Origin of the sequence: Intestinibacillus sp. Marseille-P6563, assembly GCF_900604335.1 — a bacterium.
Lineage (GTDB): Bacteria > Bacillota > Clostridia > Oscillospirales > Butyricicoccaceae > Butyricicoccus_B.
The window spans coordinates 1,445,163-1,466,591 of the sequence record NZ_UWOD01000001.1; the positions used below are offsets into that span (position 1 = coordinate 1,445,163).

General features: G+C 58.8%; 19 protein-coding genes. 6 read left to right on the plus strand and 13 right to left on the minus strand.

What is annotated here, in order from left to right; genetic code table 11:
- Window positions 1-71: 71 nt before the first annotated feature.
- Complete coding sequence (murC, locus tag EFB11_RS07570) at window positions 72-1,451, minus strand: UDP-N-acetylmuramate--L-alanine ligase (RefSeq protein ID WP_122789602.1); 1,380 nt, start codon at window positions 1,449-1,451, stop codon at window positions 72-74.
- A gap of 139 nt (window positions 1,452-1,590) precedes the next feature.
- On the opposite strand from murC, the gene spoVG reads away from it, so the two are divergent.
- Window positions 1,591-1,854, plus strand: coding sequence for a septation regulator SpoVG (spoVG, locus tag EFB11_RS07575; protein WP_122789603.1), 264 nt, complete (start codon window positions 1,591-1,593; stop codon window positions 1,852-1,854).
- A gap of 72 nt (window positions 1,855-1,926) precedes the next feature.
- On the opposite strand, the gene EFB11_RS07580 is transcribed toward spoVG, so the two are convergent.
- Together EFB11_RS07580 and EFB11_RS07585 are read right to left on the minus strand one after the other, a co-directional pair.
- On the minus strand, window positions 1,927-2,418 hold the full coding sequence (locus EFB11_RS07580) for a DUF6773 family protein (RefSeq protein ID WP_122789604.1): 492 nt from the start codon (window positions 2,416-2,418) through the stop codon (window positions 1,927-1,929).
- Entirely contained in the window at window positions 2,396-2,626 is a 231-nt protein-coding gene (locus tag EFB11_RS07585) for a helix-turn-helix transcriptional regulator (RefSeq protein ID WP_122789605.1), read from the minus strand. Before EFB11_RS07585 ends, EFB11_RS07580 begins: the two co-directional genes overlap by 23 nt.
- 194 nt (window positions 2,627-2,820) lie before the next feature.
- Between EFB11_RS07585 and EFB11_RS07590 the strand changes: the two genes are divergently transcribed.
- Window positions 2,821-3,633 carry a hypothetical protein gene (locus EFB11_RS07590; protein ID WP_164706654.1) on the plus strand — a complete coding sequence of 271 codons (813 nt, stop codon included), beginning with the start codon at window positions 2,821-2,823 and terminating at the stop codon, window positions 3,631-3,633.
- Here EFB11_RS07590 and EFB11_RS07595 read toward each other — a convergent pair.
- Window positions 3,630-4,172: a M48 family metallopeptidase gene (locus EFB11_RS07595; RefSeq protein WP_122789607.1), complete on the minus strand. Its 543-nt coding sequence runs from the start codon at window positions 4,170-4,172 to the stop codon at window positions 3,630-3,632. The genes EFB11_RS07590 and EFB11_RS07595 overlap by 4 nt on opposite strands.
- Window positions 4,173-4,292: 120 nt before the next feature.
- On the opposite strand from EFB11_RS07595, the gene truA reads away from it, so the two are divergent.
- Together truA and EFB11_RS07605 are read left to right on the plus strand one after the other, a co-directional pair.
- Complete coding sequence (gene truA, locus EFB11_RS07600; RefSeq protein ID WP_122789608.1) at window positions 4,293-5,045, plus strand: tRNA pseudouridine(38-40) synthase TruA; 753 nt, start codon at window positions 4,293-4,295, stop codon at window positions 5,043-5,045.
- A 27-nt stretch (window positions 5,046-5,072) separates the two neighbouring features.
- Complete coding sequence (locus EFB11_RS07605; RefSeq protein ID WP_122789609.1) at window positions 5,073-5,390, plus strand: DUF1622 domain-containing protein; 318 nt, start codon at window positions 5,073-5,075, stop codon at window positions 5,388-5,390.
- Window positions 5,391-5,418: 28 nt separating this feature from the next.
- Here the strand turns inward: EFB11_RS07605 and EFB11_RS07610 are convergent, their stop codons facing one another.
- From EFB11_RS07610 to EFB11_RS07625, 4 genes are all read right to left on the minus strand, one after another.
- A complete protein-coding gene (locus tag EFB11_RS07610; protein ID WP_122789610.1) occupies window positions 5,419-6,759 on the minus strand; it encodes an MATE family efflux transporter in 1,341 nt (446 codons plus the stop codon).
- 2 nt (window positions 6,760-6,761) lie between these two features.
- Entirely contained in the window at window positions 6,762-7,112 is a 351-nt protein-coding gene (locus EFB11_RS07615) for a hypothetical protein (protein WP_122789611.1), read from the minus strand.
- Complete coding sequence (locus EFB11_RS07620) at window positions 7,109-7,465, minus strand: PqqD family protein (protein WP_122789612.1); 357 nt, start codon at window positions 7,463-7,465, stop codon at window positions 7,109-7,111. The genes EFB11_RS07615 and EFB11_RS07620 overlap by 4 nt, the downstream gene beginning before the upstream one ends.
- 63 nt (window positions 7,466-7,528) lie before the next feature.
- Window positions 7,529-9,421 (minus strand): OPT family oligopeptide transporter, encoded by a 1,893-nt coding sequence (locus tag EFB11_RS07625; RefSeq protein ID WP_122789739.1) that lies wholly within the window; start codon window positions 9,419-9,421, stop codon window positions 7,529-7,531.
- A 441-nt stretch (window positions 9,422-9,862) separates the two neighbouring features.
- Here EFB11_RS07625 and EFB11_RS07630 point away from each other — a divergent pair, with 441 nt between their 5' ends.
- Window positions 9,863-10,999, plus strand: a complete 1,137-nt coding sequence (locus tag EFB11_RS07630) for an anaerobic sulfatase maturase (RefSeq protein ID WP_122789613.1) — start codon at window positions 9,863-9,865, stop codon at window positions 10,997-10,999.
- A gap of 117 nt (window positions 11,000-11,116) precedes the next feature.
- Here the strand turns inward: EFB11_RS07630 and EFB11_RS07635 are convergent, their stop codons facing one another.
- The 5 genes from EFB11_RS07635 to EFB11_RS07655 all read right to left on the minus strand — a co-directional run bounded on the left by EFB11_RS07635 (window position 11,117) and on the right by EFB11_RS07655 (window position 19,856).
- Window positions 11,117-14,701 carry an S-layer homology domain-containing protein gene (locus EFB11_RS07635; RefSeq protein ID WP_122789614.1) on the minus strand — a complete coding sequence of 1,195 codons (3,585 nt, stop codon included), beginning with the start codon at window positions 14,699-14,701 and terminating at the stop codon, window positions 11,117-11,119.
- A gap of 40 nt (window positions 14,702-14,741) precedes the next feature.
- On the minus strand, window positions 14,742-15,857 hold the full coding sequence (locus EFB11_RS07640) for an ABC transporter substrate-binding protein (protein WP_122789615.1): 1,116 nt from the start codon (window positions 15,855-15,857) through the stop codon (window positions 14,742-14,744).
- A gap of 104 nt (window positions 15,858-15,961) precedes the next feature.
- The gene (locus EFB11_RS07645) at window positions 15,962-17,512 is read right to left on the minus strand and encodes a response regulator transcription factor (RefSeq protein ID WP_122789616.1); all 1,551 of its coding nucleotides are present in this window, start codon (window positions 17,510-17,512) and stop codon (window positions 15,962-15,964) included.
- The gene (locus EFB11_RS07650; protein ID WP_122789617.1) at window positions 17,512-18,936 is read right to left on the minus strand and encodes a sensor histidine kinase; all 1,425 of its coding nucleotides are present in this window, start codon (window positions 18,934-18,936) and stop codon (window positions 17,512-17,514) included. Before EFB11_RS07650 ends, EFB11_RS07645 begins: the two co-directional genes overlap by 1 nt.
- Window positions 18,933-19,856, minus strand: a complete 924-nt coding sequence (locus EFB11_RS07655) for a substrate-binding domain-containing protein (protein ID WP_122789618.1) — start codon at window positions 19,854-19,856, stop codon at window positions 18,933-18,935. Before EFB11_RS07655 ends, EFB11_RS07650 begins: the two co-directional genes overlap by 4 nt.
- Before the next feature lie 292 nt (window positions 19,857-20,148).
- On the opposite strand from EFB11_RS07655, the gene EFB11_RS07660 reads away from it, so the two are divergent.
- Window positions 20,149-21,390 (plus strand): HD-GYP domain-containing protein, encoded by a 1,242-nt coding sequence (locus EFB11_RS07660; RefSeq protein WP_122789619.1) that lies wholly within the window; start codon window positions 20,149-20,151, stop codon window positions 21,388-21,390.
- Window positions 21,391-21,429: the final 39 nt, after the last annotated feature.

Sequence of the window (21,429 nt, forward strand, 5' to 3'; positions counted from 1 at the left end):
TGCCCCACTTGGGCAGATTTGTCAAGCGTTTTTCACTGGCATTTTGCTTATTGTTGACTGTTTGTAACCTTTTATGCTTGGTCCCCGACCAACATTCGGCCTACCGTATCGATATTTCCGGCGCCCATGGTGAGGATTAAATCGCCCGGACGGGCTTCTTCGCGCAGAAAATCGGCGATTTCGTCAAAGCTGTCAAAGCAGCGTGCGCCCGGCACGGCAGCAGCCAGATCGCTCGAATAAATGCCGATGGTATTCTTTTCACGAGCGGCATAAATGGGCGCCAAAACAGCCAGATCGCACAATTTCAGGGCCTCTACGAACTCCCCAAACAGCGCCTTGGTGCGGGTATAGGTGTGGGGCTGAAACGCGCACAAAATGCGGTCAAATCCCATGTCGTGCGCCGCGGTCAGGGTAGCGCGCATCTCGCTGGGGTGGTGGGCATAGTCGTCCACGACCACCGCGCCGTTGGGCAGGGTGCCGGTGCGCTGGAAGCGGCGGGACGAGCCGGTAAAGGCCGACAGGCCCTCCCCGACGCGTGCGCTGTCCAGATTGAGATAATACGATACCGCGCAGGCGGCCAGGGCGTTGAGCATATTGTGCTTGCCCGGCACATTGAGCGTCACGGTCGTATACGGCTGGCCGTGCACTTCGACGGTGAAATGATAGTATCCCTTTTCAATCGAGATGTTGACCGGACGCACATCGGCAGTTTCCGATGTGCCGAAGGTCAGGATGCGGCGCGGCACGTCCTGCACGGCGCGCAGGGCGTTGGCATCGTCCGCATTGACGACCACCAGGCCGTTTTCCGGCGTGCGCAGGCAAAATTCATGGAACGAATGGATGATGTCATCCAGGTCCTTGAAAAAGTCCAGATGGTCGGCTTCGATGTTCAAAATGACCGCCACCGTGGGCGAAAAACTCAAAAACGAATTGCAGTATTCGCACGACTCAGCCACAAAGCAGCCATGGCCGCCGATGCGCAGCGTGCCGCCGATGGCCGGCAGATGGCTGCCCACCATAACCGTGGGGTCCAGCTTGGCGTGCATGGCGATCAAGCTCATCATGGACGTGGTCGTGGTCTTGCCATGGGTGCCCGACAGGCAGATGACGTTTTGATAATCCTTCATCAGGCTGCCCCAGGCTTCGGCGCGTTCGAGCACCGGCAGGCCCAGTTCATGCGCGCGCATGATCTCCGGGTTGTCATCATGGACAGCTGCGGTGCGGATGATGACCGATGCCTGCTCGACATTTTCGGGCAGATGAGCATAGGTGATTTTGGCGCCCAGCCGTTCCAGCCGTTCGGCCACCGCCGAATGGGCACGGTCGGACCCGGTGACCGGCACGCCGAGCGACAGCAGCAACTCGGCCAGGGCGCTCATCGAAACGCCGCCGATGCCAATCAGGTGCATGGATTTCTTTTCATCTATATAAGGCTTCAGGGAATGTTCCATTTGGAAATGCTCCTTCTCTCTATTTGAACTTCTCAAAAAACGAAAATTTTTTCCGCGTACTTGTATATTATATGCCAACCTGTCCAAAATATAAATAGCAAATCTCCCGATTTAGACAGTTTCTAAGGAGCATTCAATTATGGAAATCACCGACATTAAATTTCGCCATTTTCACGATGAGGGCCGCCTGCGTGCGCTGGTATCGGTCACGTTCGACGATGTGTTCGCCGTGCATGACATCAAGATCATTGACGGCAACGACCGGTTGTTCCTCGCCATGCCTTCGCGCCGCATGCCGGACGGCAAATACCGGGACATTGTCCATCCGATCGGCCCCAGCCTGCGCGAAACGCTGGAAAAAACCGTGCTGCGCGCCTATGAGGAGCAGCAGCACCCCATGTAAGCCCTTCCCTTTCTTATCCTCCCTATTCTGAAAACAGCGGCGCACCCAGTTCTGGGTGCGCCGCTGCGTATTTTATTCCTCTTCGTCCTGCCATTTTTTCCGCTGCCGCTTGGCCAGCCGGAACACTAGATACTGTGCCAGTACAATGCCGACCACGCACACCACCACAAACGAAACAAAGCAAATGGCCAAAATCATCGCCTGCTGCACGGCATCCACTCCGTCCAGTTTGCCCGACCACAGCCGCTGTACGATAAACAGCACCGCGATGATGACGCCAGACACAAACCCGACCTTCATATTATAGCGCAGCGGGAATACATCGGCTTCGGCGTACTGGTTGTCGTCCCCCAAGCCGCGGCGGATCATCATCACCAGACAGACGATCTGCGCGAGCAAAAAGGTGCCCAGTTCGATCGGCCGCAACGAAATTTCCCCCATGCGGCCGCTCCAAGCCTGCAACAGCGTATCGAGTGCAATCCCAACGGTCAGGATGATATACCCCACCTTGTAAATGCGGTTGACTTCAAGCGCCACCCGCTCATCGACCATTTTCTTTTTCATGTTCGTTCGCCCCTTCCGGTTCCCAAAATAAGTCATCGAGTGTCTTTCCCAGTGTGCGGCAGATCGCCAGACAGAGATTGAGCGTGGGGTTATAGCCCCCGGACTCAATCAGGCTGATGGTCTGCCGCGTCACGCCGACCGCCTCGGCGAGCTGCGCCTGGGAGAGATCGCATTCCATGCGCGCCATACGCATGCGTTTGTTCTTCATGCCATCACCTTCCTTGTGGCTCTTAGTATATACTATCCCTTGCATTATGTCAACTATATCTTACATAATTTCTTTTATATTTTGCATAGCGCCGTTTATGCCGGACACAGAAAACGCCCCGGGCCGCAGCCCGGGGCACGCTTTTCTCTGCCCTGAACGTATAAAACCATACCGCTCGGGATACACTAATGCGCATGAAATGCAAGATTGGCCGTATCTTTGGTCTTTTGACCTGCCTATCCATTTGCTTTTTATTTTGGACCGTGCATGGCGAACCCACTGTCCACACCATGCCCGCGGCGCAGCCGTGCGACCTGACCGGTCTGCTGGAAAAGACAACGTGGACCGCTTCCGATTATCGGATGCTCACCGAGCAGACCGGTCTGACCTCCGCGGCGCTCGACCTGCTGCGGCAGCGGGGCGAACTGGACACCATTCCGGACATCCAGAACGCCTATTTTCAGCCGGTGGCCGCGACCTGTACGGCAAATCAGCTCATTTCCCGCTCCGAGCGGCTGACCGAAGGGGCTGCGCCTCTCACCGCTCTGGAGGACGGCGACATTCTCCTAACGCCCTGCTCGCATGTGTTTGGCTGGCGCAACGGCCATGCCGCTCTGGTCGTCGACGCCGAGCAAGGCACCACGCTGGAAGCCATCGTCATCGGGCAAAACTCCACCCTGCGGTCGATCGACCACTGGAAGGCGCTCCCGGCCGTGGCTGTGTACCGTCTGCGCGGGGTGGACGCCGAGACCCGGTCGGCCATTGCGCAGACGGCCGCCCGGCGGCTGACCGATGTGCCCTATTCACTGACCGTAGGAATCTTATCGGCCAAGCGCACGCCGGGCGCCGTGACCGGCACCCAGTGCGCCCATCTGGTGTGGGAAGCCTTTGCCGCCTTTGGCTACGACCTGGACGCCAACGGTGGCGGCTTGGTGACGCCGGGCGACCTGGCGCGCAGCCCGCTTTTGGAGCTCAAACAGGTCTACGGCCTGCCGCTGACCGATTAGGCCATGGGGTTTTGCCGCTCGAATGCGCGCAGGGCGGCAATGCGCTGTTTGTAGTCGGGCAGGTACCGCCCGACCTCGGCATAAAAGGCCGGACTGTGGTTTTTGACCCGGATGTGCGCCAGCTCGTGCACCACGATATATTCCCGCAAAGCGGGCGGCAGGCGCATGACGCGGAAGCTGTAACAGATGCTGTTTTTCGCCGAGCAGCTGCCCCACCGCCGGGCGGCGGACGTGATTTTTACCCCCGTGCAGGTGACGCCCATGCGGATGGCCCAGGCAGCCGTCAGGGCGGGCAGTTCGGTGCGCGCTGCCTGCTTCCAGGCGGCAATCTCGGCCTCGGTCGGGTGATAACGCGCCGCGGCGCGCGCCTTTTGGGCGGCGACATGCGCGTCGATCCAGTCCTGTTTTTCGCGCACAAAGCGTTCGATTTCGCGCAGCGGCACCCGGCGCGGCGCACGGATGGTCACGCTGCCCTGTTCGTCCACCCGGATCTGGATGGTCTTGCGCCGCGCGCGGACAATGGGATAGGGAATGGCCATGGGATGTTCCTCGCTTTCTTCTTTTTAGCATACCGCATGGAAAAAACTCTGGCAAGCCGCTTGGCGCAAAAGGGCAACCTGTGCTATACTTGGGGAAAACGGCCAGGGGGGACAGGGACGATGACCAATTTTAAACTCGTCATTCAATACGACGGCGGCCGGTACAACGGCTGGCAGCGGCTGGGCAATACCGACAACACCATCCAGGGCAAAATCGAGCGTGTGCTGAGCGAAATGACCGGCCATGCGGTCGAGATTCACGGCGCAGGCCGCACCGATGCGGGCGTACATGCGGCCGGACAGGTGGCCAGCTTCAAAATCAACACCGCCATGCAGCCGGATGAAATCCGCGATTATTTAAATCACTATCTGCCGCAAGACATCGGCATTTTGTCCTGCGAAAGTATGCCCGAGCGGTTCCATGCCCGGCTCACTCCCTCGTCCAAGCACTACACCTACCGGCTGTGGTGTTCCAAGCTGCCCAACGTGTTCGAGCGCCGGTATTTGACGCTTTGGGACAAACCGCTCGATCTGGACGCCATGCGCAAAGCGGCTGACCTACTCTGCGGCACCCACGATTTCCGCGCGTTCAGCTCGGTGAACCGCCGCTTTCAGAAATCGACCGTGCGCACCATCGATTCCATCACCATCACGTCCAACGGCGGCGAAGTCCGGTTGGACTTTCGCGGCAACGGGTTCCTCTATCACATGGTGCGCATCCTGACCGGTACGTTGGTCGAGATCGGCGCAGGCGAACGGGACCCGGACAGCATCCTGCGCGCGTTTGCCTCGCAGAACCGGCAGGACGCCGGCATCACCATGCCGCCGCAGGGGCTTATCCTCACCCAGATTCAATACCCCGGCTGCCGGTAAGCCCGGCACCCCAAGGAGGCACCGTCTATGGAAAACACCATCCTTGTGCTGGAAGATTTTTTAGCCAATGTTTCCGGTCTTGCCATTTTGCTGTTTGAGTTCATCGGCGTGGGCATTATTATCGTCAGCGGTGTATGCGGTTTTGTCCGCTATGTCCGCAAGGCGCCCGATACCCGCATCTACCTGGCCCGCGGGCTGGCGATGGGTCTGGAATTCAAGCTCGGCAGCGAGATTTTGCGCACCGTGATCGTGCGCGAATGGAAAGAAATCGCCATTGTGGCTGGTATCATTGCGCTGCGCGCCGCGCTGACGCTGCTCATCCACTGGGAAATGAAACAGGAATAAACAAAGCCCTCCAGATGGAGGGCTTTTGTCATGCGCCTGGGTCGTCCAGCAGGCGCGTGCGGTTGCGGTGATAATACCAGATGCCAAGCAGGTCGGCCAGCGCCCAGCCGATGGGCACCGACCACCAGATGCCCACCACGCCCGTAAAGGGCGCGAGCGCATAGGCCAGCCCCACCCGGGTGCCGAGCGATGCAATGGTCAGCACCACCGACATGGCCGGCCGGCGCACGGCCCGGTAAAAGCCGTACAGCAAAAACAAGATGCCAATGCCAGCATAGCACAGCCCTTCGATGCGGAGATACTGCACGCCGATGGCGATGATCTCGGTTTTCGCCGGGTCGATAAAGATGTGCATGAGCGGCTGGGCAAAGACACAGACCAACATGCTGACCATCCCGCAGAACACCAGCGCGCTAATGGCCGCGCTGCGGATGCCCTGCCGCACGCGGTCCGGCTGGCGGGCGCCGTAGTTCTGCGCGACAAAGGTGGAAAAGGCGTTGCCGAAGTCCTGCACGGGCATATAGGCAAACGAATCGATCTTGACCGCCGCGGCAAAAGCGGCCATGACGGCAGGCCCAAAGCTGTTGACCAGTCCCTGCACCATCAGGATGCCGAAATTCATGATCGACTGCTGCACACAGGTCAGCACCGAAAACGAGGCGATCTCCCGCAGGACTGACCCGTCCCACCGCCATTGCTCCCGCTTGGGACGAAACTGCGGGAACCGCACCAGCGTATACAGGGCAAGGCCGACACCGGATACGATTTGCGCCTGTACGGTCGCCCAGGCCGCACCGGCCACCCCCCACCGGAACACCAGCACATACAGCAGATCGAGCCCGATGTTGAGCCCAGCCGACAGGGCCAGGAACAAAAGCGGCACCACCGAATTGCCGACCGCGCGCAGCAGGGCGGCAAAATAGTTATACAGGAACACGGCCAGGATGCCCCAGAAAATGACGCTCAAATACTCGCGCATGAGGGGTGCGACCTGGGCCGGGGTGCGCAAAAACCAGACGATGGGGTCTAAGAGCGCAAACACCGCCAGATTGAGTGCCACGGCGGCCACGGCAATCAGCCCAAACGAGTGCACCAGACAGGCTTGCAGCCGCTGCTGGTTGTTCTGGCCGAAATAGATGGAAAAGGCCGCGCCGCTGCCCATGCACAGCCCAAGCAAAATCGAGGTCAAAAAGGTCATCAGCGTATAGGCTGAGCCCACGGCGGCCAGCGCGTCGGCCCCGAGAACGCGGCCCACGATGATGGTGTCCGCGATGTTATAAAGCTGCTGGAGCAGGTTGCCGGCCATCATGGGCGCGGCAAATGCGATCAGGCTGCGGGTGATCGGCCCTTGGACCAAACTGTTCTGCATGATTACCGGGCGCGGTAGACCGGCACCCCTGCCTCCTTGGTGCAGGTGATCTGCTTTTGGGTCAGCATATACGGCAGCAGAGCGTCCAAAAACGCATTCACATCGGTCACGGCAATGCGCCGGCTGGAAAACGGTCGGGATGCGGTCAGGCCGTCGACCACCGCGGCCAGCTCGGCCCGGGTCATGCCCTCGGACTTGGCCAGCGCGCGGCGGATCTTGGCCGCGCCTTTGGCATACAGCAGCTTGGTATCATCCTGCGCGGCGCGCTGGCTGCGCCACATGCCCCAGCCGTACAGCAGCATGGTCACCACCATGAACAACAGCACATAGGGGATATACCGGAGCAGGTTCATCGTGCTTTCTCCCCTTTCCACAGGATAAAACGGTGGTCATGCAAGATTTCCAGAAAACGAATCAGCCGCGAAAGCGACTTTTCCATGTCCGGATAGGTCCGGTCCAGTTCCTGCGCGATCGCATGCACATCCCGTTCGCCGTCAATCAGGCTCCAGACAAAGCTGCCGTAACTGTCCAGCTTGATCTGGCTGACGCGCGGCTTGTGGAAAAATTTCTGGGCAATGGTGTGATAAAATCCTTTCCACTCTTTGGAGATGATAATCACACCCGCATCATCGGTCGTAAATTCGTTTTCCGGATTGCGCACCGGGATAAATTCCAGATAATTCGGCTGGGATTTGCACTTTGCCATAGCTCCTACCGTTCCTTTCTGATGGGATAAACAGCCTGCCCGAAACCGGGCAGGCTGCTGTTCTTACGATTTCTTCTTGTTTTTGGTGCAGACATAGACCAGGCTTGCCAGCAGCAGGCAGAAGACTACCAGGCCGCCGATCTTGCCGATCGAGAGGATTTCAGACATATTGATGTCCATCTTGAGGGCTGCAATCGCTGCCAGGACGATGCCCATCAGGCCTTCGCCCGCGATCAGACCCGAGGTGTACAGAACACCGCGGTCCACGCTTTCCTTGCGCTCCTCATCGGAAACATTCTTGCGTCTTTCCATGAACCAGCGCACGATGCCGCCGGACATGATGCCAGCGCTCAGGCTGAACGGCAGGTACATGCCGACTGCAAACGGCATGACCGGAACCTTCAGGATCTCAACAACGATGGCAATGCCAACGCCGGTCAGGATCATCGCCCACGGCAGTTCGGCATTCATAATGCCTTCGACCAGCATACGCATCATGGTCGCCTGCGGTGCAGGCAGTTCCTCGCCGCCATAGCTCCACGCCTCATTTAAGAGGTACAGCACAAAGCCGATGGCTGCCGACGAAACGATGACACCAACGATCTCAGCCAGCTGCTGCTTCTTCGGGGTTGCGCCCAGAATAAAGCCGGTCTTGAGGTCCTGCGAGCAGTCGCCGGCAATAGCTGCGATGACACAGATGATGCCGCCAATCGCAATCGCACCGATCATGCCCTGGGTGCCGGTGGTGCCGGTGCCCTTGAGCAGCAGGGTGGTGATGATGATGGTCGCGATCGCCATACCCGAAACCGGGTTGTTGGACGAGCCGATCAGGCCGACCATACGGGACGAAACGGTTGCAAAGAAGAAGCCAAAGATGACAACGATCAGGGCGCCGATCGGGCTGACCGGGAAGGCCGGTACCAGCCAGATGGCCAGAACGATGATGACGAGGACCACCAGCAGCGCCGGCATAGGCAGGTCCTGCTGGGTGCGCAGGGTGCTGCCCTGCGAGGTGTGCTTGTGGCTCAGGCTGCTCATAGCCTGCTTAAAGGTGCGCAGGATGAGCGGGAAGCTCTTGATCAGGCTGATGATACCGCCGGTCGCCACCGCGCCCGCGCCGATATACTTGATATAATTGCTCCACAGAGCGTTCGGTGCCATGGCACTGATGGGAGCTGTGCCCGGGAATACGGTTGCATCCGCGCCGAACAGCGCGATGAGCGGCATGATGACAAACCAGCTCAGCGTACCGCCTGCCAGCATGTAGCTGGAAATCTTGGGACCACAGATATAGCCGACACCGACCAGGGCGGGCAGCACCTGGATGCCGACCGACGAACCCTTGTAAGAGGCGATGTCATGCCCGATTTCGCTCGGGAAGAACTGGAAGCCGTCGGACAGCAGCTTGTAGAGCGCTGCGACGCCCAAGCCGGAAAAGACGATACCAGCCTTGCTACCGCCTTCTTCGCCGGCCAGCAGCACTTCGGCGCAGGCCGTGCCTTCCGGGAAGGGAAGCGTGCCATGCTCTTCGACGATGAGGGCCTGACGCAGCGGCACCATGAAGATGACACCCAGCACACCGCCGACCAGTGCAACCAGGAAAATGGTCAGCAGGCTGGGCGGGTCGATGATGCCGTCATCTGCCCACAGGAACAGAGCGGGCAGGGTGAAGATCGCACCAGCTGCGACCGATTCACCGGCCGAACCAATGGTCTGCACCAGGTTGTTTTCCAAAATGGAATCGCGGCGCAAAATGATTCGGATTACGCCCATGGACACAACCGCAGCCGGAATCGAGGCCGAGATGGTCATACCTACGCGCAGTCCGAGATAAGCGTTTGCCGCACCGAATACAATGGCCAGTACGATACCGATGAGGATCGATGTGACCGTAAATTCGGGTACGACGCGATCAGCCGGAATATATGGCTTAAAATCGCTGTTTTTGTTGGACATACCAAAAAACCCTTTCTTTTTTTCTCTTTCCCGCAACATAAAGGGAATACAAATCAGTATTATAGCAGTTTTACACCTTAAAAGAAAGGGAAAACTCTAGAAACACAAATGTTCGTACAAAATAGACAAAAAAATCTCCATTTTCTTGCACAAGACGAGCAGGACAAGCGGCCAAAGTTTCAAAAATCAGCGGATTTTCCCCACGCAGTAAGCACGAACCAACCGCGGCAACTTGCGGCAGACTGGTGTCCCGTATCCCGTAGGACGCCCCATTTTTATATACCGAAAATTCATTTGTATATCTTCTTGGACCGACCATCGGCCCCTTGCCTGGACTTCTGTTTCATGGTATCATCAAAAGAAATGACATGCCGCCCCACGTTCGACCCGTTTTTTGTGGGATTTCGACCCATTTACCACCATCCCAAGGGGGAATCTTTTATGCCACCAGTCAACATTCTCATCAAACCAGCCTCTTCGGCCTGCAACATGGCGTGCGCCTACTGCTTTTACCGCGACGTGTCTTCCAACCGGGAAACTGCTTTTGAAGGTATGCTTTCCTTGGAAACCATGGAGACCGTCATCCGCAGCGCTTTTGAATATGCCGACCATTTATGTTCCTTCACTTTCCAAGGCGGAGAGCCCACCCTGCGCGGACTGGATTTTTTCCGGGAGGTGGTCAAGCTGCAAAAAGCCTGCAACACCCGTGGACTGCGCGTGGTCAACAGCATCCAGACCAATGGTCTGGCCATCGATGAAGAATGGGCGGCTTTTCTGGCCGAAAACCAGTTCCTGGTCGGCCTGTCGCTCGACGGCCCGTCCGACCTGCACAACCTCAACCGCATCGATACCGCCGGGAAAGGCACCTTTTCCCGTGTGCTGCATGCCGCGCAGCTCTTTGACCGCTATCACGTCGAATACAATGTGCTTTGCGTCGTGACCGGCCGCAATGCGCGCTCAATCGAAAAAATCTATCGGTTTTACAAGCGGCAGGGCTTCCGGTATTTGCAGTTCATCCCCTGCCTCGAGCCGCTCGGACAAGAGCGCGGCCAGGAAGCCTATCATCTGTCCACAGCAGAATATGGCCAGTTTCTCATCCGTCTTTTTGATTTATGGCTGGATGATTTCCGCAAGGGCGAATACATCAGCATCCGCCACCTGGACAACTGGCTGTTCATGCTGCTCGGCCAGCCGCCTGAGGCGTGCAATATGGCCGGACAGTGTTCCATTCAATTTGTTGTCGAGGGCGACGGCGGGGTGTATCCCTGCGACTTCTATGTGCTCGATGAATGGCGCATGGGCACCATCGGCCAGACCCCGCTGGCCGACATGGCATCCGGCCCGGTCGCTCAGCGATTCATCGCCCAGTCGCTCCCCCGGCCGGACGCCTGCCAAAGCTGTCCGTATGTCTCCCTGTGCCGCAACGGCTGCCGCCGCGACCGTGCTGTCCTGCCCGATGGCACCAGTGGCCTGAACCAATACTGTGAGGCATACCAGACCTTTTTCTCTCAGCGTGGCCGGCAGCTTGGGGAAGCGCTTGCGCTGGTCCGTCGCTGGCGGGCACAGAATGGACTGTAATCCGTGATTTTGTTTTTTTGCAAATAGAAGGCCCGCAGCCGAATGTACTCGGCTGCGGGCCTTTGGTTTTCCCGATTCTCTAAGTTTGCGAGCGTTTTCAGGAAAACCCCTTATGGATTATGGGAGCAATTTTACCATGAGTGTAAATGTTTCCGCACGGAGGATGGGACGCTCGAGGTGCAGGCTACCGTCCTCATAGCCGCTGAGCATGCCCTTGGCAATCAGACCGGCGGCGCTGGCCTTGGCGTATTCCGGGATATTCGCCGCATCGGTGAACCGGTCGAGCACGCTCAGGTCATCGCTCGCCAGGTTTGCGGCACGGGCAACCATGGTGACCACTTCGGCGCGCGTCGCGCGGTCCTGGCCGTTCATGTGGCCCTTTTCATCGCCTTGCAGGATACCAGCCTTCTTGGCAGTCGCCAGGATGTCCTTGGCCCAGGCCGAGGAGCGGTCGCCCTGCGCGATGGTACCGGTTTCGGTGATCGGGATGTTTTTCGTCTTCAGGAGAACGGTCGCGACTTCCTCACGGGTGATGGTGTCATCCGGACGGATGTAGCCGTTGCCTGCATCGCCGCTGACGATCTTGTTTTCGATCATCTTCTGGATGGTGTCATATGCCCAATGGGTCTTGGGCACATCGACGCCAATCGTGCTGGTGCCGCTGGTGCTGCCCGTAACTTCGCTGGTTGCGTCGGCCTTGCCCGAATAATCGTCAAAGTCGGCTGCATAGTCCTTGAGGAAGTCGGTCGGCTCATAACCGGCTGCGCCTTCAAACGAGCCCTTGTTCCAGGCGGCCAGGGTCGCCCAGGTGGTGCTCTCGCCGGCATTGACCGTGTAGGAATGGATGACCGGCACATCGGTCGCCTTTTCGGTCACCGATGCGTGCAGGTCGGTCACGATGCGTACATACTTGGCGTCACCCAGGTCGGACAGGTCGATGGTGCCCTTGCCGTCCTTGAGGTCGGCGCTCTTGCTGTTCTTGGCCGTCTTGCCATCGTCCGATGCTTCGACGGTGATCTTGGCCGATGCTGCGCCCGGAATGGAAACATCATAGGCCAGGTCCTTCAGGCTGTCGCTGACCGCGCGCCATTCGGTGGTGTGCTTGCCGTTGGTGACGATGTTCTTGGGGTTAAAGTCCAGCCAAACGACCAGGCTTTCGCTCTTCGGGCCCTTGGACTGGGGTGCTGCATAGATGGCTGCATTTTCATCGGCCGACAGCTTGGTTTTGTAGAAGCGAATCTGGCCAATGTCGCCGGTGAGCATGGTATGGGTCTTGCCGCGGTTGCGGCCCGTCAGCAGATGACGGTGGAACGAGAAACCGGCATACATCGAAGCGCCCGGCCAGTTTTTGATTTCGGAATCAAAATCCGGAGCATCGATCGAGCCCGACTGCTTGGTGTTCTCCCAGCTGATGCCGCCGGTCGCACGGTCAAAGCCACCGGTGTACTGGACCCACTTGCCCAGCTGAACGCCTGCGCCGTCGATCGAGTCGTCGTCGTTCCAGAAATATTCGCCGTTGTCGTTGTTGAAGCCAATGCCGTAGGTGACCATGCCGGTCTGACGGACAGCCATACGGAAGAGGTAGTTGGTGCCATAGCTGATGGAAGCGCCCTTGACGAGCAGCGGGTTGTGGTCCCATTCGCCTTCCTTAGCCAGCCGGTCGACATTGGCCCAGACCATACCGGTCACGCCGTTGTCGATGGTGTAGTTGCGGTTGTCCGGGATTTCGACATAGTCGTCCACGCCGTCGAGCGACAGGCCATAGCCGCCGTCATACTGTACCAGGGTCGGATTGCCGCGAATCAGGCCATCATTGCCCATGCCCGACTGGTCCTTGACAATCGGCACACCCTGCATGTCACCCAGGATGGTGACCGTCTGTGCCGGGGCGTCCCCGATCGTAACCGGATAGTCGCCGCCCGCCGGGAAATTGTAGGTAAATTCTACGGTCTTGGTTTCGCCCGCCTGGAGCGCTACCGACTGCGTGCCCAGAGTCTGGCCGTTTACCTTGAACGGAACGGTCGCGGTACCGCTTTCGTTGCCGATGTTCTTCACATCTGCCTTGATGTGCAGGCGATCGCTGGTCAAGTCGCTGGTTTCGCCATCGCCCAGCTTAACGCGCAGATTGCTGTACGAATAGGTCGCGCTGCGGAAGCCCACGTCGACCGTCTTGGAGTAGCCTGCCATGGTAAGCGTATGCTTGCCCAGTTCGAGCAGGCTCAGTTCGCCCGACAGCTCGCGCGACTCGCCCGGATTCAGGGCAATGACGCGGCTGGTCGCCGGATCGCCAAATTCATAGAGATACCGGTCCTTGCCGTTGTCGCTGATCTTGAAGGCGACCGCTGCCAGGCCCTTGCCCGTATTGGTCACCTTGGCGGAAACCTTGACGGTGCCGCTCGACAGGACCGAATCGGGCGTGATGGAAATGTTGTCAAATTGCAGCGAGGGGTCGCCGTTCGTGATGGATACGGTTTCCGCGATCTTTTCTTCGCTGCCGCTCAGACCCACGTTGGAGTAGGTCAGCACGTCACCGCGAACGGTGCACTGGAGCATATCGCCCTTACCGGTGGCGAGGATTTCGGGGAAATTCTCGTTCGGGCGCGAGGTATCCGAGCCCAGATCGATCTTGGAGTCGCCGATGCGGGCATCGCCCTGGGTGACATACAGCGTCTTGGCGCCGCGGGTGGGGTCGCTGGAAACGCCGCGCGAATAAACGTGGGTATGACCTCCGAACATGATGTTCACATTGCCGGCTTCGGCAATGGCGGGGATGTACTTGCGGGTCAGGTCATCCTCATAGGGATGGTGCATGGTGAGGATGCGGAAGTCCGCATTTTTGGCTTCGGCCGATGCCAAGTCAGCCTTCAGCCAGTTGAGCGAATCGTCAACCAGCTTACGGGTGGCGGCATCGACCGTGCCACCGGAAGAAGAATTGAGCTCGAACAGCGACCAGGGGTTGCTGTCCATCATGGTGATATGGAGTCCTCCCACATTAAAGGAGACATTGCGGCCATTCTCGTTGGAATGGTACTGTTCCTTCTGGGTTTTGGAGATGTATTCGTCGAAATAAACGCCATAGTCGTGGTTGCCGCTGTTGTAGATGACCGGCACGTTGTGCAAGAAGTCACCCGCGTTGCGGAACCAGTAGGCAAACTGGTCTTTCTGGCTGCCCGTTCCTTCGACCGTGTCGCCGGTGTGCAGGATAAAGTGCGGGTCGAATTTGGTGATGGCCGCCGAGACCTGTTCGGCAGTTTCAAAGCGGTGGCTGTCACTGACAACGACAAACCGGATCTCTTCCGGGTCGGTGGGCAGGGTGCGGAACGAACCCTGGACCGACTGCCCGTTTTCGGCCTTGACTTCATAGACATACTTAGTGTCCGGGGTCAGGCCGGTCAGGCGGGCACGGTACATGTGCATCGGTTTGCCCTGGAAGGCTTCGCCTTCCTCCACGGCCACGTCCAGCGTCTGCATGGCGTCGGCCGAGGTGCCGTAAGACAGGGTGGATTTCATAGGGCTGTCCAGCTCCCAGGCGACCACCATGCCGTCGGTCTTGGGGGTAAGCAGGTAAGGCCCTGCCAAAAACGATGCCGGGCCGTTTTGTTCGTTGACCGCCAGCGCCTGCATGGGCAGCATGGTCAGCACCATCGCCCAGGCCAGAAGGAAGCTGACGATCCGGCTCTTACGCAAAAACTGCTTTTTCATCGCATATCGCACTCCTCTTTTTCAGTGCAGCAATTACAGGTCAATCTGACCGCGGGGATCGCGCTCGCTCGATCCGGTCGCAGAATTGCTGGCTGAGTGTTTTTTGGACTGTGCCTGCCCAGGAGGAGTCGGATTCAATGGGATCGAGGGTGCTCAGTTCGGGCAGCCCATCGGCCGTGCGCGCCGAAGCGTTCACCGGCAGACGGCAGCTTTTGGCCTCGAGAAAGCACTCCTGTCCCCGGCGGGACAAAAACCAATCGATGAACCGTTTGGCATTTTCCCGCTCGTCCGGCGGGCCGCCTCGCACCAAAGCACAGGCGCCCACCTCCACAGCGGTCCCATCCTGCGGATACCGCAGCTCGACCGGATACCCATCCAATGCCGCTCGCCTTCCATCGTGGGAAAAGGCGATCCCTACGGCCACTTCCCCGGTTTTGACCGCATCCACCGGCCCCAGCCCGCTGGACGTATAAAACGCGACGTTCTCGTCCAATGCGGCGAAATAAGTCCACGCCGCCGGTTCGCCCAATTTCTGCATCAGCGCTGCCAGAACGGTGTACGACGTGCCCGAACTGCGCGGAGACGCCATGACCACCTGCCCGGCAAAGGCCGGGTCCAGCAGGTCATCCCAGGTGTCCGGATAGGGGGTCCCGGTCCGGCTGAACCATTCCTGATTGCACACAAACCCGATCACACCGATATAGATGGGGTTCCAGTAACCCTGTGCATCGCAATAGGCTTCGGGCACGTTTTGCAGCTGGCTGCTTTGATACGGCTCCAAAAGCCCTGCCTGGGCGGCATTTTCATAATGTTCCGACGGCCCACCCAACACGACGGATGCGCGCGGGGCATCCCTTTCCTGCTCCACACGCTGCATCATTTCGCCGGCGGATAGCCGCTCGCATTGGACTTCGATCCCGGTATCCTTGGTAAAAGCATGCAGGTATACGGGTAATTCCTCTTCGGGTAATGCGCTGTACACCGTCAGTCTGCCACCTGACGTCGCCTGCCCCGCGGGCGGCGGCGATGCATCGGCCTGCGGCTGTTCGGACGGCTGCTGCGGGGTGCATCCGCAAAGCAGCCAGGCAGCCAAACCGGCCAGCACCAGACAGCGTCTTACCGCTTGGAAACGGCACAGTCCTCCTTTCCTCCTCATTATAACAATCCACCCCTTTGCGCCGCCATCTGCCCGCTTATGAGAAAAAATCCCTTTTGCCGGGCGTACAGCGAATTTCTTTGTTTTCTTCCGATATATTTTTGCTATTGTGCCGCGGCGCGGTAATCGCGCGGCGACTGGCCGGTGCGCTTTTTGAACAGATAACTGAAATAATTGGGGTCGTGATAGCCCACATCGAAGGCAATGTCGCTCATTTTGTCCTTGGTGGTGCGCAGCCGTTCCTTGGCGGCCTCGATGCGCACCCGGGTCAGGTATTCGACAAAGGTTTCCCCGGTCTGCTGGGAAAAGACGGTCGAAAAATGGTTGGGGCTAAAGCCCACGGCGGCTGCCACCGCGTGCAGCGACAGTTCTTCCTCGGGATAGTGGGCGGCAATGTATTCCTGCGCCCGCTGGATTTCGGCGGCATAGCGCACCTGGCCGCTGCCTGCCCGGCGGCCGATCACCTGCCGGAGGGCATCGGCCGCATACCCCAGTGTGCTTTCGCGGGTCTGCGCCGCGCGCAGCACCTGCTGGGGGTCCTGTTCCCAGGTCTTTTCGCCGTTGTCCAGCCGCGCGGCCGTGACCAGCAAATCCATGAGTAGGTAATACCGGTACAAGACGCTCTGGATGTCGTCGTCGGACACCCCGCCGAAGTGGTTTTCGAGCAGCACCGGGATGTCGTCCAGCCGGGCATGCCGCAGCTTTTCCACCAGCGGTACATTGGCCCGGATGTCAAACCGCCGCCCTTCCTCGGGGGCGGGCAGGTCGCCATATCCGGCAATGCCGCCCGAAAGGCCGCGCAGCTGTCCGGCCGCCTGCCGGGCCTGCTGATAGGACTGCGGCAGGCCGCTGAGCCGGTCGGCGGCTTCGCCGATGCCGACCTGTACGTCCATTCCCAGCACCTGATGCAGTTCGTGGCAGATGCTCTGCGCCACGGCATAGGCGCGGTCGCGCACCGCGCTGCTATCGTCGCCTAAAATAAGCCACACCAGCCGGTCGCTGCCCTCAAAAAACCAAATAACATCGCTCTGCTGAGCAAACAGATGCTCGAGCACCGCGCGAATCTGCTGCCGCACCGCGCTGTCCGCCCCGCAGGCGGCCTGACTCACCACATAAGACCGCGCTGTAAGCGACAGGTCCCATTCACGCGCCTGCTCGATGGCCTGGGCGGTCGACATGCCGCCGGTCAGCAGTTCGCTGAGGAAGTGGCTGCGCAGAACGTCCTGTTCCTCCTCCCGCCGCCGGGAGTGCTGGGCGGCAGCGCGCAGGCGTTCACGCTCCTCGTGGATGCGCTGCCCGGTCTGTTCGAGCACGTCCAGCAGCTTGTGCGAATCGACCGGCTTTAAAATATAGGCATCTGCCTGCAAGGAGATGGCGCGTTGGGCATATTCAAACTCATCGTGCCCGCTTAGAAAAATAATCCGCACCCAGGGCATGGCCTTGCGCACCAGCTCGGCCAGTTCCAGCCCGTCCAGAAACGGCATGCGCACATCGGTGACGAGGATATCGGGCTTGATTTCCAGCAGCACCGGCAGCGCCATCTCGCCATCCGGGGCTTCGCCCGTAAAGGAAAAGCGGCCGTCCGACCGGTCGAGCGCATTGCGGATTCCGGTGCGTATGATCTCTTCATCGTCCACGACAAAAACGCGAAACATCAGTCATCCTTCCTTTCTGGCCCCGTGCAGGGCAGGGCAAACCGCACGGTCGTCCCGTGGTGCCACTCGCTTTCGATTTCCAGCCCGCGGCCGCCATACAGCCGCAGCCGCTGGGTGATGTTGCGCAGGCCATACCCGCTCGTGCCGCCCGGCTGCTCCAGGCGCTGCCGCAGCGCGTTTAAATCTTCTTCGGTCATGCCCAAGCCGTCATCCTGCACGGCAAAGACCATCCAGTCGCCCTCCCGCCGTCCGGTGATGCGCAGCAGGCCCCGGCCGCGCTTATTTTTGATGCCATGATAGATGGCGTTTTCGACCAGCGGCTGGAGCATGAGTTTGAGCATCCGCTCACCGGCGAGCGCGGGGTCGATGTCGATCTCGTAGCGCATGCGGCTGCCGTACCGGAACGCCTGAATGCACAGATAGCTGCGCACATGCTGTTCTTCCTTTTGCACCTCGATGAAATCCTGGCCGCCGCTTAAGCTGATGCGCAAAAAGTCGGTAAAAGCCAGCGTCACTTCGACCACTTCGCGGGTGCGGCCTTCCTCAGCCAGCCAGACAATGGTTTCCAGGGTGTTGTAGACAAAATGCGGGGTGATCTGCGCCTGCAAGGCGCGCAGTTCGGCCTTTTTGAGCGTTTTTTCCTGCTCGACCTGTTCGGCAATCAGGCGGTCCAGCTGTTCGGCCATGCGGTTTAAGTCGGTGGCCAACGGATAGAGCTCGGCAATCGGCGGCGTGGGCAGGTGGACGTCCAAATCGCCTTTGGCGATGCGCGCGGCCATTTCTTCCATCTGCCGGATGGGGGCATGGATGGCGTGTTCGACCCGCCGATGCGACCGCACGGCGGCATACACCGCGCCGCCAACAGTCAGCACGGTCAGGACGGCGAGCAGCCAGGTCAGTAGACTGATGCGCCGGTTGAGCGCCGCCATCTGGGCGATGGCCTCGGCCGCATATTGATCGAGCATATCAGCGGCCAGTCCGGTCACGCTGGCGATTTCTTCATACAGACTCTCGTTGCGGCTGACGGCGGCGCTGCGCTCCATCTGCCGGCCCAGCTCGGTGATGTATCCCTGCATGGTATCCACCGCGCGGCTGGCGGCATGTAAGTATTTTTGCTGCTCCTCGGCTTCGGTCTGCTGCATATTTTGCAAAAGACCATCCAGCGACTGCTGCAAGGTATCCTGCTCCCCGGCGTCGAACGATTTGCGCCCGGATACGATGTTCCAAATCTCGCCCGGCAGTTCCTCTTCCAAAATGTTCTGCGCGCGCACGGCGCAGTCGATGCGGTCGATGACCCCATTGTACTGATGGACAAATAGCAGCAAAACCAGCAGCGTGACCGCCAGCGGCACGGTCAGGCTGAGGATGATGGTCACATACGACTGCTGTAAAATAGAGCCGATGCTGCTTCGTACTTTTCTCATGGCGCCGCCTCCCCTGTTTGCAGCGCAATGGGGATTTCCCGCTGCACCGATGTGGTCGGGTCGTCCAGCAGATGCAGGGCCGCATGGGCGGTTTCATGCGCGAGTTCCTCATTGTCGCACTGCGCAACCAGGTCGATTTGTCCCTTTTCCCGGCAGGCCTGCACCTCATCCCCGCCGCCAAACACGCACAGTTTGACATCCACCCCTGGCTGCAATCCCTGGGCATTCAAATAATCGATGGCCCCCAGGGCCATGGCGTCGTTCTGGCAGAGCACCAGCGTGATGCCCGTATATTCCTGTTCAAAGATCTCCATGATCTCATACCCGCGCGAGCGCAAAAAATCGCCGCACAGGCTGTATTTGAGCGTCGTTCGGGTATCCTCGAAGCCTTCCCGGAAACCGCGCGCGATCTCCTGTGCGTTTGACGCGTTGAGTGTGCCGTATAGCTCGGCTGCCACGGTATGCCCCTGGGTCGCCAGATAGGCCGCCGCCTGCCGCGCGGCCTTGCGATATCCAAATCCCACATACCCGGCCAATCCGTCGGTCTGCGCCAGCGACTTATCCACCGCCAGCACCGGGATGCCAGCCTGTTTGGCCTCGTGCAGCACGTTTTCCCAGCCGCTCTGCACCATGGGCGAAAAAACGATCACGTCGGCGCGGTAGACGATAAGCGCGCGGATGGCGTCGATCTGCGCCTGTTGGGTGCGCTCGGTGCGCAGCACCATGCGGTCAAAGCCATGCGCCTGCGCCTCGGCTTCCAAAAGCCGGTACTGTTCGTCCTTCCAGTCGTCCTCCGACGCGGTGCATACAATGCCCATCACCGGCGCCTGCTCGGCCGGCTGTTCGGGCCAGCTGGTCAGCGCAATGGCCGCCACCGTACAGAGGAGTAAAAACAGGCATCCGCCCAGCCTTTTCAGCATGCTGCACACCCCCTTGATTACCTACTATCTTGCCATGACTTGGCCCTGATTGCAAGAGCTCATCCGGCATTTGCCGAATGCGTGGAAAACTTATGAAAACCTGGTTGGTATAAATTGCACGTACATACATCCCATGGTACAATAAGAGCAAAGACCGGACCGTCTTTCTGCATCCCCATCTTGCAGCACGGCCCAAACCCAAACCGTTCCCAAAAGACAGAACGAAAACGAGCTGTTCCCTCATCCGCGCTTTGCGGCTCGGCTCCCGGAACGTCAAAGGAAGGTACCCAATATGATTTATTTATCCAACGAAAATCTTTTCGAAATTACCATTCGTTCGCTCAACCATGTCAACAATCTGCTGGTTGGTCATGGGGAGCGAGTCGCCTATGGTGTTGCCAAGCTTCTGAAACAGGATGGCCGTTTTACCGATGAGGAAATCGTGCGCATCATCTGGACGGTCCTGTTTCACGATATCGGCAACTTCCACAAGGCCGATATCTGGAATCTGGCCCAGCTGGAAAACGACGAAGACGATTTTCATGCCCGGTATGGCTATATCTTTTTGAAGACCTTTTTCCCCTTTGCCGAATATGCGCCCCTTGTCCGGTATCACCACACCTCCTATGCGGAAGTAGACCGGGCGCTGCCCGATGCCAAATTGAATCGGGCCACCAAATACCTCAAGCTGGTAGATGAAGCCGACCTCTACCACGTCAACCATCCGCGTAAAACGCCGCAAGAAGTCCAGCAGTTTTTTGAAGGTTTGGTCGCCCGTCAGTTTCCCACGGGCCTGAACGTATCCTCTTGCCCCTTCCTGGACGATGCAGACGACATCCATCAAAAACTGCTGGTCCGGCTGAAAAACATGGCGCTCACTCCAGAGGAAAAGCGGGCGCTGCTGCACACGCTGGTCTATTCCATTGACTTCCGCAGCCATTACACGGCCCTGCACTGCTCGATGATGGTGCGGGCAAGCGTCACGCTGGCCGAACTGTGTGGCCTGAGCGAACATGAACGCGAGGCCGTCTATCTGGGTGCTTTTCTGCACGATTTGGGCAAGATCGCCATCCCGGTCGAAACCCTGGAATCCCCCGATAAGCTGGATGCCCGCCAGTGGGAGATCATGAAATCCCATGTGACCATCACCGAAGACATCCTGCGGGGGTGCGTGAGTGATGAGATACTGCAAATCGCCATCCGCCACCACGAAACCCTCAACGGCACCGGGTATCCTTACGGCATTTCCGGCGACCAGCTCACCTTGCCGCAGCGCATCGTTGCAGTGGGCGACATTGTCAGCGCCCTTTCGGAAAAGCGCAGCTATAAACCGGCCTTCCCCATCCAGGAAGTCATGCAGATCCTCAACGACATGTGCCGCGCCGGACGCATCTGCCCCTATGTGCTGCAAGTGCTGTCCGACCACCAGGAGGAAGTCTATCACACTGTCTTGCAGGCAGGCCAGGACATCGAAGAAACATTTGAGCGCATCTATATGGAATACTTCGATCTGGCAACCGCCCAATCGGTGTGAAAAAATATTTACAAAAGAGAAAAACAACAAGACATATAA

Coding starts and splice junctions, on each gene's coding strand:
- EFB11_RS07630 (WP_122789613.1), top strand. CDS start 9,863: ATGCCACCAGTCAACATTCTCATCAAACCAGCCTCTTCGGCCTGCAAC.
- EFB11_RS07580 (WP_122789604.1), bottom strand. CDS start 2,418: ATGAAAAAGAAAATGGTCGATGAGCGGGTGGCGCTTGAAGTCAACCGC.
- EFB11_RS07660 (WP_122789619.1), top strand. CDS start 20,149: ATGATTTATTTATCCAACGAAAATCTTTTCGAAATTACCATTCGTTCG.
- murC (WP_122789602.1), bottom strand. CDS start 1,451: ATGGAACATTCCCTGAAGCCTTATATAGATGAAAAGAAATCCATGCAC.
- EFB11_RS07585 (WP_122789605.1), bottom strand. CDS start 2,626: ATGAAGAACAAACGCATGCGTATGGCGCGCATGGAATGCGATCTCTCC.
- EFB11_RS07610 (WP_122789610.1), bottom strand. CDS start 6,759: ATGCAGAACAGTTTGGTCCAAGGGCCGATCACCCGCAGCCTGATCGCA.
- truA (WP_122789608.1), top strand. CDS start 4,293: ATGACCAATTTTAAACTCGTCATTCAATACGACGGCGGCCGGTACAAC.
- EFB11_RS07655 (WP_122789618.1), bottom strand. CDS start 19,856: ATGCTGAAAAGGCTGGGCGGATGCCTGTTTTTACTCCTCTGTACGGTG.
- EFB11_RS07635 (WP_122789614.1), bottom strand. CDS start 14,701: ATGAAAAAGCAGTTTTTGCGTAAGAGCCGGATCGTCAGCTTCCTTCTG.
- EFB11_RS07615 (WP_122789611.1), bottom strand. CDS start 7,112: ATGAACCTGCTCCGGTATATCCCCTATGTGCTGTTGTTCATGGTGGTG.
- EFB11_RS07650 (WP_122789617.1), bottom strand. CDS start 18,936: ATGAGAAAAGTACGAAGCAGCATCGGCTCTATTTTACAGCAGTCGTAT.
- EFB11_RS07625 (WP_122789739.1), bottom strand. CDS start 9,421: ATGTCCAACAAAAACAGCGATTTTAAGCCATATATTCCGGCTGATCGC.
- spoVG (WP_122789603.1), top strand. CDS start 1,591: ATGGAAATCACCGACATTAAATTTCGCCATTTTCACGATGAGGGCCGC.
- EFB11_RS07605 (WP_122789609.1), top strand. CDS start 5,073: ATGGAAAACACCATCCTTGTGCTGGAAGATTTTTTAGCCAATGTTTCC.
- EFB11_RS07590 (WP_164706654.1), top strand. CDS start 2,821: ATGAAATGCAAGATTGGCCGTATCTTTGGTCTTTTGACCTGCCTATCC.
- EFB11_RS07595 (WP_122789607.1), bottom strand. CDS start 4,172: ATGGCCATTCCCTATCCCATTGTCCGCGCGCGGCGCAAGACCATCCAG.
- EFB11_RS07640 (WP_122789615.1), bottom strand. CDS start 15,857: ATGAGGAGGAAAGGAGGACTGTGCCGTTTCCAAGCGGTAAGACGCTGT.
- EFB11_RS07645 (WP_122789616.1), bottom strand. CDS start 17,512: ATGTTTCGCGTTTTTGTCGTGGACGATGAAGAGATCATACGCACCGGA.
- EFB11_RS07620 (WP_122789612.1), bottom strand. CDS start 7,465: ATGGCAAAGTGCAAATCCCAGCCGAATTATCTGGAATTTATCCCGGTG.